Annotated in this window: 12 protein-coding genes and 1 tRNA gene; 8 read left to right on the top strand and 5 right to left on the bottom strand. The window is 34.2% G+C overall.

Annotated features, from left to right (window positions below; genetic code table 11):
* Positions 1-17 precede the first annotated feature (17 nt).
* The 3 genes from ACEN2I_RS03735 to era form a co-directional block, all read right to left on the bottom strand.
* The gene (locus tag ACEN2I_RS03735; RefSeq protein WP_441764778.1) at positions 18-2,780 is read right to left on the bottom strand and encodes an outer membrane beta-barrel protein; all 2,763 of its coding nucleotides are present in this window, start codon (positions 2,778-2,780) and stop codon (positions 18-20) included.
* Positions 2,781-2,935: 155 nt separating this feature from the next.
* Positions 2,936-4,246: a ribosome biogenesis GTPase Der gene (gene der, locus ACEN2I_RS03730; protein WP_441764777.1), complete on the bottom strand. Its 1,311-nt coding sequence runs from the start codon at positions 4,244-4,246 to the stop codon at positions 2,936-2,938.
* A 455-nt stretch (positions 4,247-4,701) separates the two neighbouring features.
* Positions 4,702-5,583 carry a GTPase Era gene (gene era, locus ACEN2I_RS03725; RefSeq protein WP_026985744.1) on the bottom strand — a complete coding sequence of 294 codons (882 nt, stop codon included), beginning with the start codon at positions 5,581-5,583 and terminating at the stop codon, positions 4,702-4,704.
* A gap of 117 nt (positions 5,584-5,700) precedes the next feature.
* On the opposite strand from era, the gene ACEN2I_RS03720 reads away from it, so the two are divergent.
* Positions 5,701-5,773 (top strand) — tRNA-Met (locus ACEN2I_RS03720).
* A 785-nt stretch (positions 5,774-6,558) separates the two neighbouring features.
* Here the strand turns inward: ACEN2I_RS03720 and ACEN2I_RS03715 are convergent.
* Complete coding sequence (locus ACEN2I_RS03715) at positions 6,559-6,807, bottom strand: hypothetical protein (RefSeq protein ID WP_441764776.1); 249 nt, start codon at positions 6,805-6,807, stop codon at positions 6,559-6,561.
* A 1,006-nt stretch (positions 6,808-7,813) separates the two neighbouring features.
* On the opposite strand from ACEN2I_RS03715, the gene ACEN2I_RS03710 reads away from it, so the two are divergent.
* The 7 genes from ACEN2I_RS03710 to ACEN2I_RS03680 are packed head-to-tail and all read left to right on the top strand — an operon-like array spanning position 7,814 to position 23,047.
* Positions 7,814-10,024 carry a fasciclin domain-containing protein gene (locus tag ACEN2I_RS03710; protein WP_441764775.1) on the top strand — a complete coding sequence of 737 codons (2,211 nt, stop codon included), beginning with the start codon at positions 7,814-7,816 and terminating at the stop codon, positions 10,022-10,024.
* Between the two features lies 1 nt (position 10,025).
* Positions 10,026-13,313, top strand: a complete 3,288-nt coding sequence (locus ACEN2I_RS03705) for a SusC/RagA family TonB-linked outer membrane protein (protein ID WP_441764774.1) — start codon at positions 10,026-10,028, stop codon at positions 13,311-13,313.
* A gap of 16 nt (positions 13,314-13,329) precedes the next feature.
* A complete protein-coding gene (locus tag ACEN2I_RS03700) occupies positions 13,330-14,829 on the top strand; it encodes a RagB/SusD family nutrient uptake outer membrane protein (protein ID WP_441764773.1) in 1,500 nt (499 codons plus the stop codon).
* A gap of 11 nt (positions 14,830-14,840) precedes the next feature.
* Entirely contained in the window at positions 14,841-16,541 is a 1,701-nt protein-coding gene (locus ACEN2I_RS03695; RefSeq protein WP_441764772.1) for a fasciclin domain-containing protein, read from the top strand.
* Between the two features lie 48 nt (positions 16,542-16,589).
* Entirely contained in the window at positions 16,590-18,074 is a 1,485-nt protein-coding gene (locus tag ACEN2I_RS03690) for a fasciclin domain-containing protein (protein ID WP_441764771.1), read from the top strand.
* A gap of 20 nt (positions 18,075-18,094) precedes the next feature.
* Positions 18,095-21,277, top strand: a complete 3,183-nt coding sequence (locus ACEN2I_RS03685) for a SusC/RagA family TonB-linked outer membrane protein (protein WP_441764770.1) — start codon at positions 18,095-18,097, stop codon at positions 21,275-21,277.
* A 30-nt stretch (positions 21,278-21,307) separates the two neighbouring features.
* Positions 21,308-23,047: a RagB/SusD family nutrient uptake outer membrane protein gene (locus ACEN2I_RS03680; RefSeq protein ID WP_441764769.1), complete on the top strand. Its 1,740-nt coding sequence runs from the start codon at positions 21,308-21,310 to the stop codon at positions 23,045-23,047.
* A gap of 230 nt (positions 23,048-23,277) precedes the next feature.
* On the opposite strand, the gene ACEN2I_RS03675 is transcribed toward ACEN2I_RS03680, so the two are convergent.
* Positions 23,278-23,886: an NUDIX hydrolase gene (locus ACEN2I_RS03675; protein ID WP_441764768.1), complete on the bottom strand. Its 609-nt coding sequence runs from the start codon at positions 23,884-23,886 to the stop codon at positions 23,278-23,280.
* Positions 23,887-24,049: the final 163 nt, after the last annotated feature.

The following is a 24,049-nucleotide window of genomic DNA, read 5'->3' as shown; positions in this document are numbered from 1 at the left end:
TTATTGCTAAAAAAAACTTATTCTTCCCTTTCTCTTCCTCCCCCTTTTCTTTTCGAGCCTTTTTCGCCAGCGAAATTTCCAATTTTATAAGCTACAGAAAACATAATATAGCGCTTTAAAACTGTATTTTGTTCATCACGCACAGAAGTTGCCGAAATTGTTCTGACAGCACTTTGGTTCTGATTTAAAACATCATAAACTTTTACTTTTGCATATAGTTTTTTATCTAAGAAACCATATGATAAACTGGTATTCCATAAGTAAAAATCTTTTTTAAAATCATCTGAAATATTCGAATTGTAGGTGTATCCAAAATCATTTCCAAAAACTAAATTTTCTGGCCAATAGGTTGTCGTTTGTAAATTGGCTCTATGTACTACAGTTGATGTTGAACTTGCAGAAGTATTTTCATAGTGAGTCTCATTAAACGATAAACCGTAAGATGGAGATATGGTCAGCAATTCACCATATTCATAAGTAAAATATAATTTTGGTGAAATTGAAGTTGATTTAGCATTATACAAAACAGCATTTGTGTACCCTTTATCAAAATTATAACCTCCATTTAAACCAATTCCGTATCGAAAAACATGTGCGTCTTTTTTAATAGACTGATTCCAGTTTGCACCAGCTGAAATGGAATAATTTCCTGAAATATTTACATAAGTTGTGGTTCTTTTTCCATTTTCATCAAAAACAGAAGTAGATACAATATCACTGTTATAATAATCTCCTTTTAATGAAAAAGCATAACCTGAACGAGTTCTAAAATCGAAATTTCTAAAATTGAAATTCATCGAATTTTTCTCAATCGGATCTAAATCCGGATTACCAATTATACTATTCAATGGATTATTTAAATTGGCGATTGGCATTAAATAATTTGCTGAAGGTGTAGCATTCGAATAATCGTATTTTAATGTCAAATTCTTAGACCTGCTAAATTTATATCGCAATTGAGCAGAACCAAAAGGCAAAGCGTATTTTTTATTTAACTGTGTATCATTGCCCGCATACAACGAATAGTTATCAAAATTGATAATAGATGTCTTTGAATCCAAATTTAATGTAAATTTATTTTTTCGCAGCGTAATACCTACTTTTGGTGTAAACGCATTTTGCATAGACGTGGTATATGTTGTTAATGAAGAATTCAATCCTAAAATTTCATTTGTTAACCGATCCACATCATAAGTTTTCTGGTCATTTGAAGAATTTTGCCAATCAAAATCAGAACCAAATCTCACTCTCAAAGAATCTGTAATTGGTTCGGTATATTCTAAATCCATCGAATAAGAGTCTGAAACATTTCGACCGGTTGTTTTTTGATATCTATCAATATTTTTATCCGGTTCCTGAGTAAAAATGGTTTTTGAATCATTAAGTCCATCCGAATCATTGTTAGTATTATTATTCGAAAAAACAAAACTCATGTTTCGGGCTTTTTTCTCGAAAGCTTTGTTGAAAACAATTGTATTTGCAAAATTTGTAGCTGTACTTTCTTTATAAGATTCTGCATCACTATTATTTAAAAGCGGTCCGTTTTCATCATCCTCTGTTGTCTTACTGTGAGAATCTGAATTGGAGTTAGAGCGAGTTTGACTTACATTTGGAGTAACAACAAGACGTGTAGTTGGATTTATTTTATATTCTAATTCAAAGTTCGCTTTGTTTCCGGTGCTTTCGCTTCGGGTTTTTGAATCTGCAACAGTATAGTTATTTCCTGTTGGCAAAATGCTCAATTCGTTAGATTTACTTTGGTTATTATTAATTTTATTATCAAAATTATAACTTCCCGATGCCAGTAATTTCTCAGCCCAGTCATCAGAATAATTGACTCCAAGCAAGTTAGACTGTGTAATTCCTTTACCTCCGGTCGTTCTAGCGCTTTTGCTATTTCTACCACCACCCATATTATCAAATACTTCATCCTGAGCAAAACCGGTCGAATTGATATTGTTAGAAGATCCTAATATGCTTATTTTTTGTTTATTATTGAAGAAATTCATAATAAGGCTGCTTTCATAGCGGTCATCAGAACCATATCCGGCAAGAACTTTACCAAAATAACCTTTGTTTTTCTTTTCATCAATAGTCAGGTTAATACTCGAATAATCTGAAGTAGATTCCTGTTTGGATAATTCTTCTTTTTTGGTTTTATAATCAGAAACCTGAACTTTTTGTATAATTTCCGAAGGCAGATTTTTCAATGCTATGGCCCCATCTCTATCAAAAAAGGGTTTTCCATTCACTAAAAGCTGATTTACTTCGCGGCCATTCACCGTGATTTTTCCAGCGTCATCAATATCAAATCCCGGTAATTGTTTCAGCAATGTTTCCACGTTTGAATCGGGACGAACTTTGTACGAGGCAGCATTAAACTCTAAGGTATCCTGTTTCATTCGGATTGGTGGCGCTTCGCTTTTAATCACAACATCATTTAAAGCATTTACGCTTTCAAGCAAATATAATTTACCAAAATCCTTACTTTCTAAAAGTTCTTTTTGTTCTTCAAGATACGTTTGATACCCCATGTAATTCACTTTTAGAAAAACCGGTTTATCATATTTTTTTGTAGTTAATCTAAATAAACCGTTTTTATCTGTTGTAGTATAATCAATAACAGTAGAGTCTTTAACAGTGGTAAAATAAACGGTGGCCAGCTCAAGTGGCAATTGCGTATTAATATCAACTACAGTTCCTTTAAGAACAATGTCATTTTGGGCATTAGCTGAATAAGCAAAAATAAAAAGTAGTGAAAAATAATATAATCTGGTCATAAAATGGTTGGTTAAAGCAGTAAGACTGTAAATAAAATAAAAGGTTTAATTGTGAGTTTCACATTTATTCAAATATGATGGGAATGGTTGAACGCGTTTTATTTTTCAATTAAAAAAAGGCATAAAAAATCCCCGACTCAGCGGGGATTTCAATTTTATTTTTCTCTGATATAAATATCGATTGGCACTCCTGAGAAATCCCAATTTTCTCTAATCTTATTTTCCAGATATCTTTTATAAGGTTCTTTAACATATTGTGGCATGTTGGCAAAAAACACAAATTGAGGCGTTAAAGTTGGCAATTGCATACAATATTTAATTTTCACATATTTCCCTTTTGTTGCTGGCGGCGGATATGCTTCAATCACCTTCAACATAAATTCATTGAATTTTGAAGTAGAAATTCTTTGTTTTCTATTTTCGAAAACCTGAACTGTAGCTTCTAGTGCTTTCAACAAACGTTGTTTCGTTAAAGCCGAAACGAACAAAATTGGCACATCTGTAAAAGGCATTAATTCTTTTTTGATTTTCTCTTCGTAATCACGGGTCGACATGGTATCTTTCTCTACCAAATCCCATTTGTTTACTAAGATTACAACACCTTTACGGTTTTTCTCAGCAAGCCAGAAAATACTCTGATCCTGTCCTTCAAATCCACGGGTTGCATCAATTACCAAAATACAAATATCTGCATGCTCAATCGCACGAACTGATCGCATTACAGAATAAAATTCCAAATCTTCCTTCACCTTAGCTTTACGACGGATTCCCGCTGTATCAACCAGGTTAAATTCAAAACCAAAACGGTCAAATTTTGTATCAATAGCATCACGAGTAGTTCCTGCAATATCAGTTACCATAAAACGATCTTTACCAATTAAGGCATTGATAAAACTTGATTTACCAGCATTTGGACGACCTACCACAGCAAAACGAGGCAAAACCACCTCTTCCTGAACCGGCTCTGGTTTCTCTGGGAAAGAGTCAATCAAAGCATCTAGTAAATCTCCTGTTCCACTTCCTGAAATACTGGCAAATGTGTAGTATTCTCCTAAACCAAGGTTATAAAATTCAACAGCATCTTTCTCACGCATTGCGTTATCAACCTTATTTACAGCCAGTAAAACCGGTTTTGTCACTTTACGCAACAATTTAGCTACTGTTTCATCCATTGGTGTAATTCCTTCTTCTACATCAACTACAAAAATAATAACATCGGCCTCGTCGATAGCAAGCTCTACTTGTTTGCGGATTTCACCTTCAAATACGTCATCAGATCCGCGAATATATCCGCCGGTATCAATTACAGAAAACTCTTTTCCGTTCCACTCGCTTTTACCATAGTTTCTATCACGGGTAACCCCAGATACTGAATCTACAATAGCTTCTCTTCTTTGTATCAGCCTATTAAAAAGGGTTGATTTCCCTACATTAGGTCTTCCTACTATCGCAACAATGTTATTCATTTTTTTGAATTTTAGATTCTAGATTCAAGGTTTTAGATTTTTAGTTCCCTAATAACCTAATCACTTGTTGTCCAAAATACTTAATTTTAATTTTTTGCAAAGGTAGGTAAAAAAGTGGCTAAGTCGCTAAGTTTCTAAGTACCTAAGTTTTTTATTATTTTTCTGGTTATTTTAGGAGCTATTTCCAGCTGTCCGCTATATCTTTTCCTGGCTAAAGGAGCCAGAAAAAGGATGTCGCTTCCATCTGGGCTAGGGCTTCAAGGGTTCAAGAATATTTTAGTTTAAAATTTTAAATTATTACTCTTTTCTTAACCTGCCCAATATCCTATTTATTTTTTAATTTTCTTTTTAGTGCTGTTTGCGTGAGGGATAGCAGTGAAAATCCTTTTGTGTAATGAAATGGAACAAAAGATTGCAACGAATAGCCCGGCCCGGAGGGACACGCCCAAACTATATTACTGATTATAACCGAAGCGTTTCAGCATATTGGCGTTGCTTCTCCAGTTTTTATTCACTTTAACGACCAATTCAATATGAATTTGTTTTCCGAAGAATTTCTCCAGATCAGCACGAGCATCGGTTCCTACTTTTTTTAAAGCAGCACCTTTATGTCCGATGATAATTCCTTTTTGAGTTTCGCGTTCCACCATAATGATCGAACGGATACGGATAATCTTTTCATCTTCAAAAAATTCTTCTGTAACGATTTCTACTGCATACGGAATCTCTTTGCTGTAATTCAATAAGATTTTTTCACGAATTGTTTCGTTTACAAAAAAACGTTCTGGCTTATCTGTCAGCTGATCTTTTGGGTAATACGCCGGCGATTCGGGCAACAAAGAAATAATTCTACTGAAAACTTCCGGTACATTAAAATTCTGTAAAGCCGAGATTGGGAAAATTTCTGCATTTGGGACTTTTGCTGTCCAAAACGCCACTTGTTCTTCTAATTGTTCCTGATTTGAATTGTCGATTTTATTCAACAACAATAAAACCGGAATTTTAGCGTGAATGATTTTATTAAAGAAAGCTTCGTCTTTTAAGTCCTGCTCACCTATTTCGACCATGTAAACCAGAATATCAGCATCTTCAAAAGCCGATTTTACAAAATTCATCATCGATTCCTGCATTTCGTAAGCCGGTTTGATGATTCCGGGAGTATCCGATAATATAAGTTGAAAATCTTCGCCATTGACGATTCCAAGAATACGGTGGCGAGTTGTTTGTGCTTTTGATGTAATGATCGATAATCTTTCTCCAACAAAGGCGTTCATCAATGTTGATTTTCCAACGTTTGGATTCCCGATGATGTTTACAAAACCTGCTTTATGTGACATTTGTGTATTAATTTATTGTGCAAAGGTAGTCATATCAAGTCAATACATAAAATAAAACATTTTTTAATATTTTGGTTGGATTTCTAAAAAATGGGCGTATCTTTGCACCCGAAACATCGCGGGATAGAGCAGTAGGCAGCTCGTCGGGCTCATAACCCGAAGGTCACAGGTTCGAGTCCTGTTCCCGCTACAACGTTAAAAGCTTCAGAGAAATCTGAAGCTTTTTTTTTAGAAATTGATCGAGGAATGTTTACCTACAGTTGACCCTTTATAAAGTCTGCTAAAATAAGTTTGATGTAATAAAAAAACCTCGCTAATTCTAAAAATATTCACAGAAAAAGTCAGGAGACTTTTATTCTCCTTTACACGTTGCAAGAACTTTTAAAGAAACTGCAAAGGCAGAGATGTTTGCAGAGCGCATTCCAACAACTTTAAGTAGACTTAAAAAATCTGGGCAAACCAGCCAGATGTAATTTATCTTGTGGTATATAAGTGTAAAATTCATCTACTTCATCGGTTTCCTGTTATTATAAGTGGTTCGGTGATATTTCGAGCGATAAAAACGATTCCTTTTTATTAATGTTATCGCTGATATTTTCAGCATTCTTGCTGTACCTATATTTCTAAAAAATTCTTTCGTCAATTTAACGATACTTTCATCTCATAAGGTTTGTAAGCTAGATAAGTATAATTTTCACCTCTTTTTTTTATGAAACGGACAAATATATTTTTGATTATCCGACTTTTTTTTCCATATTTTATCATGCATTTAATTTACCAACACATCTGCAAAACCAAGTAGTTTTGAAGTCATTCTTTCGATTTAAGACATTATAAAATAAAAACCCAAGGTTGTTTTAATTTTTCTGCGATATTAATATAATTATCTTATTACATACAAATGTTATCTGGAATAATCGACCACTAATACATCATTATCAAAATATTGTAACATTAAAAAACTCAACTATAAAATTATTTATACAAGCTTATCATATCAGTTAAATTTTCTTTATTGATAAATGCTGTAATATATTCCTGCACTTCATTAGTAGTTTCAACAGGCGTAGCAAATGAATTGATATGAAACTCGTCATCCTGATCCAGAATATGTATTATTTCTGTATATCCTTTAGAAATTAAACTCCCTTTTAACCTAATTATATTTACCTGTTGCTGACCATTTAGCTCCTTTCGAACTTTTAGTTTTATAGCTTTATCCATAATAAATATTTTTAAATTAATAAGCAGTTAATCAATTCAAATATAATTATTAAAAGTTTATAAACAATGATTAAAACAACACGCAAAACATTATTTATCAACATATTAATAACAAATTAACAAGAAATAAAATTATCATTTAACAAAGAATTATTTAGATATATTTCTATTCATAACTTCATAATTGATATATAATATACAATTTGGCAGTATTTCTTTCATAGTAATAACATGTTCTAAAAGGTATTCTCTGTCAGGATTTTCAGAAGTAACATACAGCTACTCTAAATTCTGAAGTTTGATAATAATCACGGAAAATCTTGAAATTGAATTAGTAAGATCATCAAAAGATTTCAGATTTAATGATGTTGTTTGAATTGTTCTGCCAAACATCATCAAGGTTTTGGATTTCTGAAAACATTGGCGTTTTATTAAACATTTGTCAAATAAAATCAACATAAAAATGTTAAAAAAAACCTTATTCAGCATTATGTATTTTTATTAAAAACCACCAAATCATAATTTAACACATACACAATCACTTAATTTGCTACAAAAGCAAAAAACCATATCTTTTATCTGCCGAAAAAGGCTTTCTATACTTTTTTTTTAAAGTTTTGTTTAAACAATTGTATTTCATAAGAAAAACATGTAGCATTTTTCTTTAAAAAAAAACCTTCTGCCTTTATAAATGAATACGCCTTAGTTATTCTTTTGGATAAATTTCTAAAAAAAATCTGTTTCAAGTGTTTCCAAAAACATTTATGTTAATAAAAACCAATTAAGGCTTAAAGCCTTACAAATACTGCATTTTAATCATTTACAAAACATTAACATATAAATTATATTATTCGTATTTAATAATACTTAAAAAAACACATATAAAAAAAAACAGGATAGTGCAGGATAGAATTAGTAACAGAACCCTTTAGGTTTGATATATTATATTTTACAAAAAAAAAGTTAAAAAATATTAACCTCTTCCATTATATAAATTTCAACAAGAATGAAAAAAAAAATATACCATTTACTTGTCTTTTCATTTCTAGTGCTTCTGTCCAGCTGCAGCAAGGATGCCTATGATGATTACTATGCGCGACCTGAAACTTTGGAACCTCCTATTTACCAGCAACTGGAAGCACGTGGTAATTTTAAGAATCTTTTAGTTTTAATTGAGAAAGCAGGATATAAGGATATATTGGGTAAAGCTGGTTATTGGACTATGCTTGCTCCTAATGATGATGCCTTTACTAATTTTTTTCAAGAGCAGGGAATTTCAGATGTAAATAAAGTTGATGGTGAAACTGCTGCAAAAATTGTTCGATATGCTCTTGTCTACAATGCTTTTAGACAAGAACAGCTTTCAGACTATCAATCGCAAACGGGTTGGGTGGTTGATAATGCTTTTAGAAGAAGAACAGCCTATTATGATGGATTTGTAACTAAAACAATCAATGGACAGCCTAAAGTGATCATGGGTTCTAATCGTAATGGTGGTTATCTTCCCGGGGATAATAACAATAAATACATCACTTATTTTACTGATGAGTATTTTGCCGCAAAGAGCTTAAGTGCTGCCGACTTTAATTATTTCTATCCGAATGCTGAATATACCGGATTTAATGTCTTTGATTCAAAAGTAACTGAAGCTGACATTGTTGCTGAAAACGGAATTATCCATGAGGTTAATAAGGTAAATCTTCCTTTAGTTACACTTGATCAATATTTAGAACAAAAACCACAATACAGTAAGTTTCGCGAATTACTCGAAAATTATGGGCTTGTTAAATACGTTTTTAGTCAGGATGCTACAAATACCTACCATAATTTTACAGGTAAATCAGACAATGTAGACATTAAGCTTTATGACCCTCTATTATCCTTTTCTCCTAATAATGAGAATTATTTAAAACAAGCTGATAATGATGGACAAAGTGATCTGTACTCCATGATTGTTCCGGAAAATGGAGTTCTACAAGAATTTATTGATAATGTGCTGCTTAAAAATTATCCTTCTCTTAATGTGCTTCCCCAATACATTTTTCGTGACTTCATCAATGCTCACATGGTTCAAAATGCTGTTTGGCCATCAAAAGGACCATCCAATAGTAATGCTTTAAATGAAAATTTAAGATTTGATTTTAATAGTGATATTGTTGATGCTAAAATTCTAAGTAACGGATTCTTCTATGGCAGTAATAAAGTTCAAAAATCGAATTTATTTTACAGCGTTTATACCTCAGCCTATTTAGATCCGAAGTTCACTATGGCTACAAGATTAATGAATGATGGATCCGGGCTAAAGGAAATGATTAGTAATATCAATACAAGGTACACCCTGTTTTTACCTTCGGATGCCAAGCTTATGGAAATGGGGTTTGGATATAATTCGACCCTTTCATTATGGACATATGTGGATCCCGCAGTTGGCGGATCATCTGCTACTAGTGCTATTGCGAGGGCTCGTTTATTGCGTATACTGTATAATGGAATAGTATTAACCCCAAACGGAGAATTAAATGATTTGTCGGGTTCCGGAATTATTCGAACAGGAGATCTTGATCTTCCAGGAGAATATATAAAATGGAAAAATAATAAATTATATGCTGCCGGAAATGAAGTACCGGATGGTACGCCAGTTGGAATTACAGGTTACGAAGATCAGCAAAATGGAAGAACCTATTATGTTGATAATTTGCTTCAATATAGTGAGGAAATGCAGGGGTTAAAAATAAAACGCTTAGCTGAACAACCTAATTCTGAATATCTTGCCTTTTTTGATTATCTTAAAAATTCTACGATATATGATCCTGTTACAGGTAAAATCCAGGGAGTTGATTTAGGAACATCTTACACTTTTATAATTCCTAATAATGCTGCAATTGCAAAGGCAGTATCCAAAAAAGTTTTGCCTGGATCTGTTTTACAAAGTCTTCAAACTCAAAACGAAAAGGAAATGGTTGCAGGCTTTATCCGTGCGCACATTATAGTTAATAAAATAGCCTCTGATGACGGATTGACTACGGGGGAATTTGAAACTCAAAGAAAAGATGACTTTGGAGAAAAAATCTATGTGCTGGTTGAGAGTACTCCCGGAAATTTATCTTTCAGGGATTCGTATCTAAACTGGGCTCACTACATCCCCTCCCAAAGTAATAACCTTGCAGACAGATCCTTAATTCATTTAGTAGATAACTATCTTACATATCAACAATAAAATGAGACAAAAAATTACAAATATATTTTACGGTTTTACTTTTGCCTTAATTATAATGGCTGCTTTTCCAGCTCTGGCACAGCAAGGAAATAAAACCTTTTTAGTTCGTGGCCAGGTTATTGACTCAAGCGATAAACTAAGCATACCCGGAGCAACAATTGCAGAACAGGATTCTGAAAATCGTACCGTTTCAGGAGCAATCACTGATATCGATGGAAATTTTGCCATTCGGGTTAAAGATCCAAATAACAAATTATTTATTTCTACCATAGGATATAAATCCCAACGCATTGAAATTAAAGGCAGAGAATCAATTAAAATTGCACTCGTTTCTACGGTAGAATCTCTTACTGAGGTAGTTGTTATCAGTGCAAAAAAATCTGACAATGGTTTATTGAAAATTGATGACAGAAACAGAACTACAAGTGCTGTTACCATAAATGCAGCAGATTTAGCTTACACACAGGCACCTACAATCGATGAGGCCTTACAAGGGCGTTTGGCAGGTGTAGATATTACCTCTACCAGTGGTGATCCAGGTGCAGGAATGCAAATCAGAATTAGAGGAACTTCATCTATTTCCGGATCTTCAGATCCTTTAATTGTAGTTGACGGAATGCCTTATGAGACAGCCGTTCCTGATGATTTTAACTTTGGTACAGCAGATTCAGAAAGTTACTCTGCTTTATTGAATATTGCTCCTACAGATATTGAAAGCATCACTGTTTTAAAAGATGCTGCCGCCACTGCAATGTGGGGATCACGTGCTGCCAGTGGGGTTTTATTAATCACAACCAAACGCGGGGGTGTAAGTGCGCCTAAAATTGCTTATACCTATAAATCAACTTATTCTAAATTACCTTCAACTATTCCGATGTTAAGTGGAGATCAGTATTCTCAACTGATTCCTGAAGAATATATGAATAGAAATGGAGTACCCTTGAATACCTGGCAAGTAAAAGAATTTCAATATGACCCTCTTGATGTTTACAATTTTAATAATTACGGTCAAAATACAGATTGGGTAGGTGCTATTTCACAAACAGGTATAACACATGAGCACAACCTTTCTTTGCAAGGAGGAGGAGAGAAAGCGAGATATTTTAGTTCTGTTGGTTATTACAAACAAAAAGGAGTCACTGTAGGAACTGGTTTGGAAAGATTAAATGCCAGATTGAATTTGGATTATATCGTTTCTGACCGCATTAAATTTAGAACTGATATTGCTTATACACATACTAAAACCGAACGGAACTATGTGAATAGTTTTGATGATAAAGATGGTGACCGTTTGCGTGGTGTTGCATTCATTAAAATGCCAAATATGAGTATTTATGAATATGATGAAATGGGAAATCTTACACCAAATTATTTTTCGCCGGCTCAAAATATACAGGGTACATATTCCGGAACCTATAATCCACTGGCAATGGCTGAATTTGCCATGAATGATCAGGTACAGGATCGTATAACTCCCCATTTTAATGTAAATGTGGATATTATACCTAAAATATTCATTTCGACTTTTGATTTACAATTTGATTATAAAAGCACCAAAACTAAGTCGTTTTTGCCACAAAACGCAACAGGCCGCCCTTTTACTGAAACTACTGTAAACAGAGCCTCTGATGCTGATAGTGATGAATCTAATATTGTAACCAAAACAAACTTTATCTGGACACCAAATATTGGAGAAAAACAAACTTTGCAAACCTTATTATCATTGCAAACCAATGATTTTATGTATACCACTCACCGTTCAATGACATCCAATACGGCTTCCTCTGTATTAACAGATCCATCGGTTCCGTCAAGAACTCAAAATTCGGATTTATTTTTATACACTAATAATGGGCAGGCCAGAACCGTTGGCGCCTTAATAAGTACACAATACGGCTTACTGGATCGCTATATTCTTAATGTAGGGATACGTGTAGACGGGAGCTCTAAATTTGGCCCGGAAAACAGATATGGTTATTTCCCTTCAATATCGAGCCGCTGGAGAGTTTCCGGGGAACCCTTTATGAAAAACGTTACATTCATTAATGAATTGAGTATCAGGGCTAGTTACGGAGAATCTGGCAGAGCTCCAAAATCAGACTATACATATTTTAACACGTACTCAAACTATAGTACACAGTATTTAGGGCTCAATGGTGTTATTCCTTCTAATATTGAATTGAGTAATTTGCGCTGGGAGACCTTAAAAGGATTAAACTTAGGCTTCAACTTACAACTGTTTAAAAACCGTGTTTCACTTGATGTAGATTTGTACAAGAACACCACCGAAGACTTAATTTTTGACAATCTTCAGTTAAGCAGTATTTCCGGTTACAATAGTGTCGATCAAAACGTTGGAACATTACAAAACAGAGGATACGAAATATCCCTTAACACAACTCCTTTAAAGTCAAATAAATGGAAAATTGATTTCAATTTCAATATTTCAAGTAATGAAAATACCGTTAAAGAAATTTCTGAATATTATCCAAGTGAGAGTGGAAATACAGACAAAAATGGAGAATATAAGCGTTTCCTTCAGGTTAACAATCCTTTTGGTTCATTTTATGGGTACCGTTTTAAAGGAGTTTATACAGATCTGGATGCAACCAAAGCAAAAGATGCCAGTGGAAATACAATTGTAGGTCCTAATGGTGAAGAGGTATTTATGCGTTTCAATTATCCAATCACAGATTATGTATTTCAACCCGGAGATGCTATTTATGAAGACATCAACCATGATGGAAATATAGATAGCCGTGATGTAGTGTATTTAGGGAACAGTAATCCTAAATTTTCAGGCGGTTTTGGTCCCACAGTAAGTTTTAATAACCAATTCAGACTGCTGCTTTATTTTACCTATAGATTAGGATATGAAGTAGTGAATGGTGCCGATATGAAAGCAACTAATATGTATGGATACAGCAATCAAAGTACTGCTGTTTTATCCAGATGGCGTAACCCTGGCGATGTAACCAATATGCCAAGAGCAGTTTATGGAGCGGGTTATAACTGGCTAGGTTCAGATCGTTATGTCGAAGATGCTTCCTTTGCCCGTCTTCGTTCTATTACTTTCAGTTATAATTTTAATAAAAATTTAATAAAAAGGTTAAAGCTTGGAGACTTAAGCTGTTACATAACGGCAGATAACTTAATCACTTTTACCAAATATAGAGGTCAGGATCCTGAAGTAAGTATGAAATCCGGAGATCCTTTTGCTATCGCAACAGATAACTCAAGTACTCCTCCAACAAAACGTATTACACTAGGAGCTTCAGTTCGTTTCTAATAATAAAATTTGAATTATGCAAACTAAAATAAAAACAATTCTAGCCCTCTTCATCGTGTTTATTTCTACAACTTCGTGCGATGATTATTTAGATTTAAAACCTCAGGACGGAATAATTCGTGAAGAATTTTGGAAAACTAAAGAAGACATCCAGGCCGCTGTTATAGGGATGTACTCTTCTCTGTTAAATTCGCCTCCCGGAGTAAGTGATTTACCAATGTCTCAATATTTATTCATGTATGGAGAATTAAGAGGTGATATGATTGCTGCTGGTCCAAATGTTACTGAGGATCAAAGAGACATTATGAACTCTAATATTATGGCTTCAAATAGTCTGACAAATTGGGCAATTTTTTACAGAACCATCAATTATTGCAATACCATAATTGATCTTGCACCTGCTGTAAAAGAAAAAGATCCAACATTAACTCAGCTTCAGCTAAATAATTATCTTTCAGAAGCTTTAGCAATAAGAGCCTATTTGTATTTTACTTTGGCTCGAACTTTTAAAGATGTACCTTTAAAATTAACAGCAACACTTACCGATGAGGATAATTTTCAATTGCCTGTTACTCCACAGAAAGATGTATTTGCTCAGGTAATCAAAGATCTTAAATTAGCCGAAGAATATGCCGTGCTGACTTATGGTAATGTAGCATCTGACAAGGGACGTATAACCGTTTATGCTATTAACGCGATGCAGGCAGATGTTTATCTATGGAATGATAATTTTCAGGAAGCTTTTGATGCCTCTCAAAAAATAATTACACCAGGTAAATTTGGTTTGATCAAAGTTTCAAACAATACATGGTTTAATACCGTTTATGCCAAAGGAAATTCTATTGAAAGCATTTTTGAATTTCAATATACTACCACAAATCTAGGTCCATTTTACAATATATTTTTCCAAAGACCTCAGTTTTTGGCTTCAGCTACTGTTTTAGAAGATGTTTTTGGAGTTGATTTTGATGATCCAAACAATAAAGACATTCGGGGTGATCGTACTTCTCTGGTAGCCGGAAGTAATCAAATTTACAAATACGTAGGCTTAGATAACGATACCAGAAAAGAATTGCAGGATGCCGATACCCATTGGTTTGTATATCGTTATGCTGATGTGTTGCTTATGCAGGCTGAGGCACTTGCTGAATTAAACAGAGGACCGGAAGCCCTTGCAATTATTGAGTCTATTCGATTACAACGTGAAGCAATCGAACTGACAACTGAGTCGATTGGTACTGATAATAAAAACGAAGTTATTGACTATATATTAGCCGAGCGTGCACGTGAGCTTGCATTTGAAGGCAAACGCTGGTTTGATATGCTTCGTAATGCCCGGAGAAACAATTACGCCCGATTGGATATTTTAATTAGTGCTGCTCTTGTAAGCGCACCTGCTGAACAACAGCAATCCATTGTGGCAAAATTAAAAGACCCAAACAGCCATTATTTGCCTATTAATACTTATGAACTTTATACTAATAAAGCACTTGTACAAAATCCATTTTATAAATAAATAATAAGGACATGAAAAGACTATTAAGATTACCTATCCTCTTGAGATTTACTTTAGTGTTTTTGATCGCTTTAGTGTTTCAAAATTGCACTGAGCAAAAAATTAAGGAAAGTACAGATGAAACGCTGAATATTACCGATTATTTAAGAGATTCTCCAGAATATTCTATGTTTTTAGAACTTTTGGAGATTACTAATTATGCTCCATTTATGAATACGTATGGAACATATACTTTATTTCTTCCCACTAATAATGCGGTAAAAGACTATTTAAACGATGTAGGTGTCAATTCATTAAAAGATGTTCCGTTAGCAGATTTACAGAATATTGTTAAACTTCACATCTTAAACCAAAAAATAAATACAACTTCTTTTACCGACGGAAAAATAGCTACTCCAAGTTTATATGGTCAGTTTTTAGTAACCGGAGCTACAAATAAAAATGGCGAATCCAGTACAACAGTCAATAAAACAGCCAGTATCCTTAAGTCTAATGTTGAAGTAGGAAATGGAGTAATTCATGTTATAGATAAAGTATTGCGTGTTGCCGATAAAACATTGGCACAGACTATTGAACAAGATGAAAGTCTCTCTTTGTTTACAGAAGCCTTAAAAATTACTGGATGGTTTGATGTACTCGACAAACCTATTGATTATACAACAAATGATATAGATAGCTATCTTACCGTTTTAGCCCAAACTAATGATGCATTTAAAGCAGCAGGAATTAATAATATAGACGAATTAAAAGAAAAATATAGTCATTTACATAATCCTCTAGATTTAAAAGACAGCTTAAATTTATTTGTGAGTTACCGTATTTTACCAAAATTACAATATTTAGCAGATATAGCCGTATCACCGGCTCTGGTAACCAAAGCACCACTTGAGGTTATCAGTGCGAAACTCGATAAAGATGTGATTTTGTTAAACGAAGAGGTTTTTAATGGCGTATTGGAAAAAGGAGTAGCAATTGTTAGAGAAAAAAGTGATGTAACTGCATCAAACGGTGTATTGCATCTTGCAGCCGCAAATTTTTCAATCAAAAAACGTTTACCAGCTCCTGTTTATTTTGATTTTTGTGATCAAAATGAATTTAGACAGTTAACTTCTGTTTTTAGAATACCCGGAGCAGCCCCTAAAACATCTTTGGCAAAAGCTTTATTTAAAGATGTTACCTGGGATTCAAATGATCCTATTACGTATTTCAAGGATGCTGCCAGAGGCGGAACGGTAGGCTTTGGCTGGCATGGTGATTGTCTTGAAATTAATCGCTTTAGAGATGGAAATTGTCAAAATATCACCTTTAATACTCCGGTTATTATTAAAGGAAAATACAAATTATGGATTTCCTACAGAGGACAAGATACAAAAGTAGGACTGGTAAAAGTGTTTGTGGATGGAGTAGAAATGTCCCGACAAATAAATCTGCTGGAAAATGGAAACAAATTCTCTAGCATAGAACCAAGAGTATTAGAGTCACAAGGTTACAAGCGTCATGTTTACCCTCATACTACCAAAATGAATTGCAGATTAGTGGGTACAGTAGATATTACCACTACAGGAAGACACAAACTGACCTTACAATCCCAATCGTCATTCTCAGCACAGGCCTGGTTTGATGTGGCAGAGTTTCGCCCGATAGATATGGACCAGCTGTATCCTCAGTTTGATTCTGGCGGAGATGGTTTTTACTATCCACCAAATCCATAATTCAAGGGTAAATCAAAAATCTAATTTCAAAACTTAATTAAGTATAAAATGACTTTATTAAAATTAAAATATAAAAAACTCCTTTTTGTCATTCTCGCAATAGGATTCGCTTCTTGTTCCAGTCCGTGGGATGATAAAGAGAATACTGGGGATGAAAATTTAAATGTAACCTTAAATGAAGCCATTAGTACTACACCGGAAACAGCTGAATTTGGTAAATTACTAAGTCAAACCGGGTATGACAAAATATTAGCAGCCTCAAAAACCTATACTGTTTTTGTACCCACAAATGAAGCGATGAAAGCGGTGAGTACAACTTTATTGAATAACCCTGAAGCACTTAAGAAATTTGTTGAAAACCATATTGCATTAACATCTTTTTCATCTGTACGAAATACGGATGAAGAAAGAATCCAAATGCTGAGTGATAAATATCTAACATTCAAAGGAAGTACAACAATAGGCGATGCAACTATAGTGACTGCTGATCATTATGCAGCCAATGGTGTGTATCATATCATTAATAAAGCACAAGCTCCGAAACTGAATATTTGGGAATATGTTAATTCTCAGGCAGGCACTTCGTCAATGAGTAATTATTTAGTAAGCCTGACAGCGTTTAGTATTTACAAAAGTGATGCTGATGCCAAACTTACCTCTACTCCCGGATTTCTTGCAGATTCATTGTCAAATTCGTATTTAAAAAATGTTTACAATCTTAACAACGAGAAAAATTCTTACACACTTTTCTTAATGGAAGATGAAGGCTACGATGCCGAAGTAATCAAAATGAAACCGTATTTAAATAAATCAACAAATGATCCGGATATTGACTCAACTGCTATTTATTCAAAATATTTTACAGTAAGAGACATGGTTTTTCCAAAAGCGTATACAAAAGAGGAACTCCCTGATGAATTAACATCCCGATTTGGTGTTAAGTTTGATGTTGACAAGACAAAAATTGTTGGTGAGCCAATTGTATTAAGTAACGGGATTGTTTACATTATGAAAAAAGTAGCTGTTGAGCTTGAAAAACGTTTGGTTACTACCATAATACAAGGAGAAAAAAATAATGGAGGATACTATGGGTTTCGAAGCAGAATGCTTTATCGAGACAAAAAAGAGCCACTAAGCGAACTTCTAACATCTGGTCAGCTTTACAACGATCTTATGGTAGAGCTTCCTAACCTCGCTAAGTTTACCCTGTTTTATCGTGCAAATGACATGTTTAGCACAAAATACAAAATCTATTGGAGAGCAATAAACGACAGAACAGCCAATCTTTTTGAACAACAATTGGCTATTGGCGGAGAAATCAATCTAACTGCTACAGGATTCCCTGTTGAAAATATTACGAAAACCTTCCCAATGGTTATAGTGCCTCTTAATAATTATGAAGAGGTGGAGATCGGAGAATTCCAATATAATACCGCAGGTGATAGTGGACTGATTTCTCTAATAGGCGGGACAAAAGCAACCAGTGCCCTAACCCTAGATTATTTGAGATTCGTTCCTGAAGTTAAAAATTAATATTTTATACAAAATTAATTATGTTAAAAATTATAAAACTAACCTGCCTTTTAAGCCTCTTTTTTGCGGGTAGTCTTGAAAATCAATTATATGCTCAGGACGCTCAGGATTCAACTGCAATAGCTCCTCAGAAAAAAGCACAGGGAATTTTAGTACAGGGTGTTGTTAAAAGCGCAAAAACAAATACGGGATTATCAGGAATCAACGTCTCTGTCGAAGGATTTTCGGCAGCCATTACAAATGACGACGGTAGTTTCGAAATTGGAGTACCCAATTTAGGGGCAATCCTTACTGTGAGTGGTCAGGATTTTCAAACCAAAGTGTATGCTGTTAAAAATAGAAAGACTGGTTTAGAGATATTATTAAATGAAGCCAACTACTCTACTGCTTACCAAATCGCTAATTTACCATCTGGAGATCTCATGCAGTATAATAATACAAATGCTGCCAGTGTAGTTGATTTCGAAAAAGATCAATGGTCGAGTTCTGTAACCGAATCTGTAGCAGGATTTCTTCAGGGTAAGGCAACAGGGTTAAATAGTATTAGAAATTCCGGTGCACCAAATGCAGGAAGTTATTTGGCTTTAAGAGGTTTTAATTCTTTATATGCAACCAACAGACCGTTAATTGTTGTAGACGGAATGATTTATGACGATGAAGATTATGGTTCCGGAATCATACAAAACAACAGCTCTTCTCCTTTAACCAATATTGATGTTAAAGATATAGAAGACGTAACTATTATTAAAGACGGTACTTCGTTATACGGAACCAAAGGAGCTAATGGGGTCATAAACATTACCACTACAAGAGCTAACGAGCTATCTACTAAAATCGATTTCACAATGTATGGAGGAGTCAATCAAACCCCGGACGAATTGCCTTTGCTGGGTGCTGATGCCTATCGTACTCATATCTCCCAATTAGAATCCAGCCGCGGTTTATCACAGCAAGAAGTTGCCAGTTTACCGTATATGAATGATCAGGCAGGTTCAGTTGGATATTACAAATACCATAACCAGACCAATTGGCAGGATCAGGTTTTTAAATCCAGTTATAATCAAAATTACTTTCTTAAAGTTCGTGGGGGTGATGATATTGCAAAGTTTGGTTTGTCTGTTGGTTACTTAGACAGCAAGGGTATTATTAAAGCTACAGATTCAAAACGTTATAGCGTTCGTTTAAATGCTGCTTTAAAATTAACAGAAAAATTGACTGTAGATGCCAACCTTTCTTTTATCAATAACCAGCAAAATCAGTGGAACCAAGGTTTAGCATATAAAACAAGTCCGTTATATCTAGCCTTAACGAAATCTCCTTTTTTAACTTATCATGATGTTAGTGATGCCGGTGAAATTTCTCCTAATCTTGCCGATACGGACTATTTCAATGTAAGTAACCCTAATGCTATTTTGACCAACGGATTTGCTACTAATAACAACTATCGTTTTTTTGGTAACTTAAAATTTAATTATGCTTTAAATAAAGCATGGAATATTACTTCAATAGCTGGTTTGAGTTTTAACAAAGAAAGAGAAGCCTTTTTTCTTCCTGATTTAGGAGTTGCAGATCTTATTTTGCCTACTGCTATTGGTAAAAATCAATCAGGAAGTGAAGTTCAGATTTATAATGGACTTTATACGGATACTTTTGCCAATTACATGAAAAACTTTAATAATGACCATAATTTAGAGGTTCGTTTTGGATTCAGGGCTCAAAGTAATAAAACAGAAAGTGATTTAGGTTTGGGATACAATTCTTCAACTGATGATTTTACAAGCGTAGGAGCAGGTTCCAATTTGTTACGTATAGTAGGAGGATCTTTAGGAGAATCGCATTGGATGAATATGTATGCTAATGGAAGTTATAATTTCCGTACTAAATATTTTCTAACCGCAAGTTATGCTGTAGATGGTTCAAGCCGTTTTGGAGATGATTCTTCAACAGGAAAAAGTAAATATGCACTGATGACTTCAATCTCAGGAGCCTGGTTAGTTTCTTCCGAAAATTTTATGAAAGATATAAAAGATATAGATTATCTGAAGCTTAGAGTTGGGGTTGGCACAAGCGGAAACGATGATATTGGTAATTATACTGCTCAGACGTATTATGTTTCTCAAAATTTGCTTGGAATGCAAGGTTTGGTTCGTGGTAATATTGGAAATCCTGATTTGCAATGGGAAACAGTTTTGAAAAAAAATCTGGGATTGGATTTAAGTTTGTTTAAGGAAAGAATTAATCTTTCTGTTGACTACTATCATAATAAAACATCCAACATGATTACATACGAAACAATCAGTGCTGAAAGTGGATTTGATTATGTTGTTTCCAACGGTGGCGCAATGCGTACGTTTGGAACTGAATTTGCCCTGAATGCCCGTGTTATAAATATTCAGGATTTTATTTTTGACTTTGGATTTAAAATAAGCCATTATAAAAACAAAGTACAAAATTTACCAAGTGGTGATATACTTACCCAATTTGGAGGTGCAACTTACTTAACTTCAGTAGGACATGATGCCAACTTATTTTACGGATTAGACAGTAATGGAGTATACAGTACAACTGCAGAAGCCAATGCTGCCGGATTGTCAAGACGTTTAACAAATGGCGACTTAGTTCCTTTTGGTGGCGGAGATATTCGTTTTACAGATACTAACGGAGATAAGGTTATTGATGATAAGGACCGTGTAGTTATTGGCAACCCAAATCCGGATGTAATAGGAAGTTTTAATACCAATTTTACTTACAAACGATTTAGCCTTGAAGCTTTGTTTAATTTCTCAGTAGGTAATGATCTTTATAATAGTGTACGCTACAATCTTGAAAAAATGAGCGGATATGAAAATCAAAGTATAGCCGTTGCAAACCGATGGAGAGCCGAAGGACAGCAGACAGATATGCCTAAAGCAGCCTGGGGAGATCCAATGGGCAATGCAGAATTTTCAGACAGATGGATTGAAGACGGTTCTTACCTGAGACTGAAAACGTTAGTGTTAGGATATAACATTCCGATAAATAATAGTAAACATATCAAATATATTCAATTGTATGCTACTGCCAACAACCTGGTAACTTTTACCAAATATCTTGGATACGATCCTGAATTTAGTGCTACATCATCTATTTATGGTCAGGGTACAGATATAGGATTGGTTCCTCAGTTTGCAAACTATCAACTTGGATTACGTTTAGGACTTTAAAATTATTTTTACAACATAGAGAACAGACCAATGACAACAATAAGAACAAAAACAAAAAAATCTGCCAAAGCCTTGTTATGGATGTCAGTGCTATTACTTAGCCTAAGCTCTTGTGAGGAATATCTGGATGTAGAACCTCAGGATAAAGTGGCCGAAGAACAAATGTATCGCAATGTATATGATGCCGATGCTGCAGTTATGGGGATTTATGGGAAATTTATGGGACTTGCAAAGAAATACGTCATCCTGAATGAAATGCGTGCAGATCTCATGACAACAACAAATAACTCTGATCCCTATCTAAAAGAACTTTCTGAGCAAAATGTTTCAGCTGAGAATCCATATGTAAATCCAAAAGATTTCTATCTGGTTATTCAAAACTGTAATGATGCCCTTAAAAATTTCGATATTATGGTGGCTGAAAAGAAATTTACGCAATCGCAATATGAACAGCGTTATGCAGATGTTGCCTGCATTCGTTCATGGATTTATTTACAATTAGGAATTCAGTATGGCACTGTGCCTTACATTACGGAGCCATTAGCAAATATTGAGGACGTTAAGAATATTAATAAGTTTCCTAGACTTTCCTTTAATGAACTTCTTGATGAACTGGTTAGGTTTACTGAAGCATTAAAGTATAAAAAAATATACGATTCCGACAGCAGTTTATTAGTAACTGTGGACGGCTATAATACAGAGAAATTTTTCATCAATAAAGAATGTTTATTGGGCGATTTACAACTTTGGAAAGGGAATTATCTGGAAGCGGCTTCACATTACAAAAATGTAATGGAAACAGGTACTCCAACAAACGATGTTGATATGTATAGAATAAAATTTGCTGAAGTTATTACGAATAATGATTTAGCAGTTGGTTATTTAAGATATTATGAACAGGATGCTACCACATTGGTAGATAATAATACACAAGGATGGAGATCCATTTTTGGAAGAGACAGAGATGTATTATGGAACACAGAGTGGATATGGTCATTGCCTTTTGATAGTGATTTTGCACCTGGTAATCCTTTTATTGAAATTTTTTCAAAAACAGGTGGAAAATATTTAGCAAAACCATCTAAATGGGCAATGGATCTTTGGCAAAGCAATACACAAAGCAATGGCTTTCCTTATGATGCGCGTGGACAAAAATTCACTTATAAAATGGTTGGCGGAGAACCTGTAATTATGAAATATATTTATAAATATGAAGCTGCTGCGAATACATTTAAAACAGATGGTGATTGGTTTTTATATCGTGCAGCCAAATTACATTTGCGCTATGCAGAAGCGGCCAACAGAGATAATCAACATAAAATTGCTGATGCCCTTTTAAATTTTGGAATAAAAGAGGCCTACACCCCCGAAGGTTATAATCTAAGTACAGGAGATGCAACAGATATCATGCAAACCAAACAAGCATTTCCGTATGATTTTGATGCCCGCCAGGGCGATTTCCCTTCTTATAGAGCAACCTGGCACCGTGGTGCTGGCATTCGTGGTCGTGCAAGACTTCAAAGAGCTCCAATTGTTGGAGATATTTTGATTTCTATTGAAAATAATATCATTGATGAAGCTGCTTTAGAATTAGCGTATGAAGGAAATCGCTGGGAAGATCTGGTACGTGTTTCTTTACGCCGTAATGACCCTTCCTTTTTAGCTGAAAAAATATACCAAAAACTAAAAGGCGAAGGAAATACCAAAGCAGACGAAGTACGCTCTAAATTAATGAATGTCAATAATTGGTATTTGCCTTTTAATTGGTAGATAGCGCCTTGCATTCAAAAAAAAAGATATAAATAGCTTCAGAAGAAATCTGGAGCTATTTGCTTTTAAGGAGCTAATCCAGCCATCCACTATATCTTTGCCTGCTTTAAGAAAGCAGTCAAAGGATGCCGTTCCTGTCTGGGCTAGGGCAGCTGTTTTCAAAAAGAGCTTAATCAAAAATTACGATTGAGGATCAAAAATCCAAAACAAACTCCTTTGAAATAGATTTATCAAAAAAAAGCAGCATTAAATTTATAAAGTTTATCAGCTTTTTCAGAAACATTCTCTTTTTTTTCTTTTAAAGCAACTAAGACTTTTTCTTTTAAAAATTTTCTTCTAAAGTTCTCCTTGTCCGTTTCTATGCCCAAAATTCCCTGATAAAAATCCATCAATTCGGATATGGTAAACTTTTCAGGCAAAAGATTAAAACCAGCAGGTGACTGACGCACACACATCTCCAACTGATACAAACTATAATCTAATATTTGATTATGATCCTGAATCAAATCAGGTATATCCGTAATTTTAAACCATCTTTGGTATAAATCGATTACACCAAATTTCACTCTGTAATCTTCAATATTTATAACCGTGTAATATCGTAAAGCTTGAGAATTAAAATTTACCCCTTGTGTCAACTGTTTTAAAAAAACATTTTCATAGCTGCCAAATTCATTAAGTAAAGCCAAGACAGCATCATCAGCATTTTTTACATTTTTTACTGCTCCGGATATAAGACTCCATTTAGTTCCTACGCTATTGTTTTCTTTTGATAACAGTACTTTAAGAATACCTTCATCATAACCAAAAACAACACAATCAATTGTGACCTTATTCATAACTAATCGTTTTGAATTAATAAAAAATTAATGACAATTTGCTAATCAAATTTTTTTAATTAAAAAGCTTTTTTAATCAATTTCATTACAAACTTATTCGATTCAAATTATATAACTATCCTGAACCGTGCTGGCACACGGCATTTATTTTATTAAACAATTC

Origin of the sequence: Flavobacterium sp. W22_SRS_FK3, from assembly GCF_052113665.1 — a bacterium.
Classification (GTDB): domain Bacteria; phylum Bacteroidota; class Bacteroidia; order Flavobacteriales; family Flavobacteriaceae; genus Flavobacterium.
The sequence above is the reverse complement of the archived record's forward strand: the minus strand, read 5'-3'. Positions and strand labels throughout refer to the sequence as shown.

Excerpts from the sequence above, each read along its gene's own strand:
- ACEN2I_RS03735 (WP_441764778.1), bottom strand. The coding sequence starts at position 2,780 with ATGACCAGATTATATTATTTTTCACTACTTTTTATTTTTGCTTATTCA.
- der (WP_441764777.1), bottom strand. The coding sequence starts at position 4,246 with ATGAATAACATTGTTGCGATAGTAGGAAGACCTAATGTAGGGAAATCA.
- era (WP_026985744.1), bottom strand. The coding sequence starts at position 5,583 with ATGTCACATAAAGCAGGTTTTGTAAACATCATCGGGAATCCAAACGTT.
- ACEN2I_RS03715 (WP_441764776.1), bottom strand. The coding sequence starts at position 6,807 with ATGGATAAAGCTATAAAACTAAAAGTTCGAAAGGAGCTAAATGGTCAG.
- ACEN2I_RS03710 (WP_441764775.1), top strand. The coding sequence starts at position 7,814 with ATGAAAAAAAAAATATACCATTTACTTGTCTTTTCATTTCTAGTGCTT.
- ACEN2I_RS03705 (WP_441764774.1), top strand. The coding sequence starts at position 10,026 with ATGAGACAAAAAATTACAAATATATTTTACGGTTTTACTTTTGCCTTA.
- ACEN2I_RS03700 (WP_441764773.1), top strand. The coding sequence starts at position 13,330 with ATGCAAACTAAAATAAAAACAATTCTAGCCCTCTTCATCGTGTTTATT.
- ACEN2I_RS03695 (WP_441764772.1), top strand. The coding sequence starts at position 14,841 with ATGAAAAGACTATTAAGATTACCTATCCTCTTGAGATTTACTTTAGTG.
- ACEN2I_RS03690 (WP_441764771.1), top strand. The coding sequence starts at position 16,590 with ATGACTTTATTAAAATTAAAATATAAAAAACTCCTTTTTGTCATTCTC.
- ACEN2I_RS03685 (WP_441764770.1), top strand. The coding sequence starts at position 18,095 with ATGTTAAAAATTATAAAACTAACCTGCCTTTTAAGCCTCTTTTTTGCG.
- ACEN2I_RS03680 (WP_441764769.1), top strand. The coding sequence starts at position 21,308 with ATGACAACAATAAGAACAAAAACAAAAAAATCTGCCAAAGCCTTGTTA.
- ACEN2I_RS03675 (WP_441764768.1), bottom strand. The coding sequence starts at position 23,886 with ATGAATAAGGTCACAATTGATTGTGTTGTTTTTGGTTATGATGAAGGT.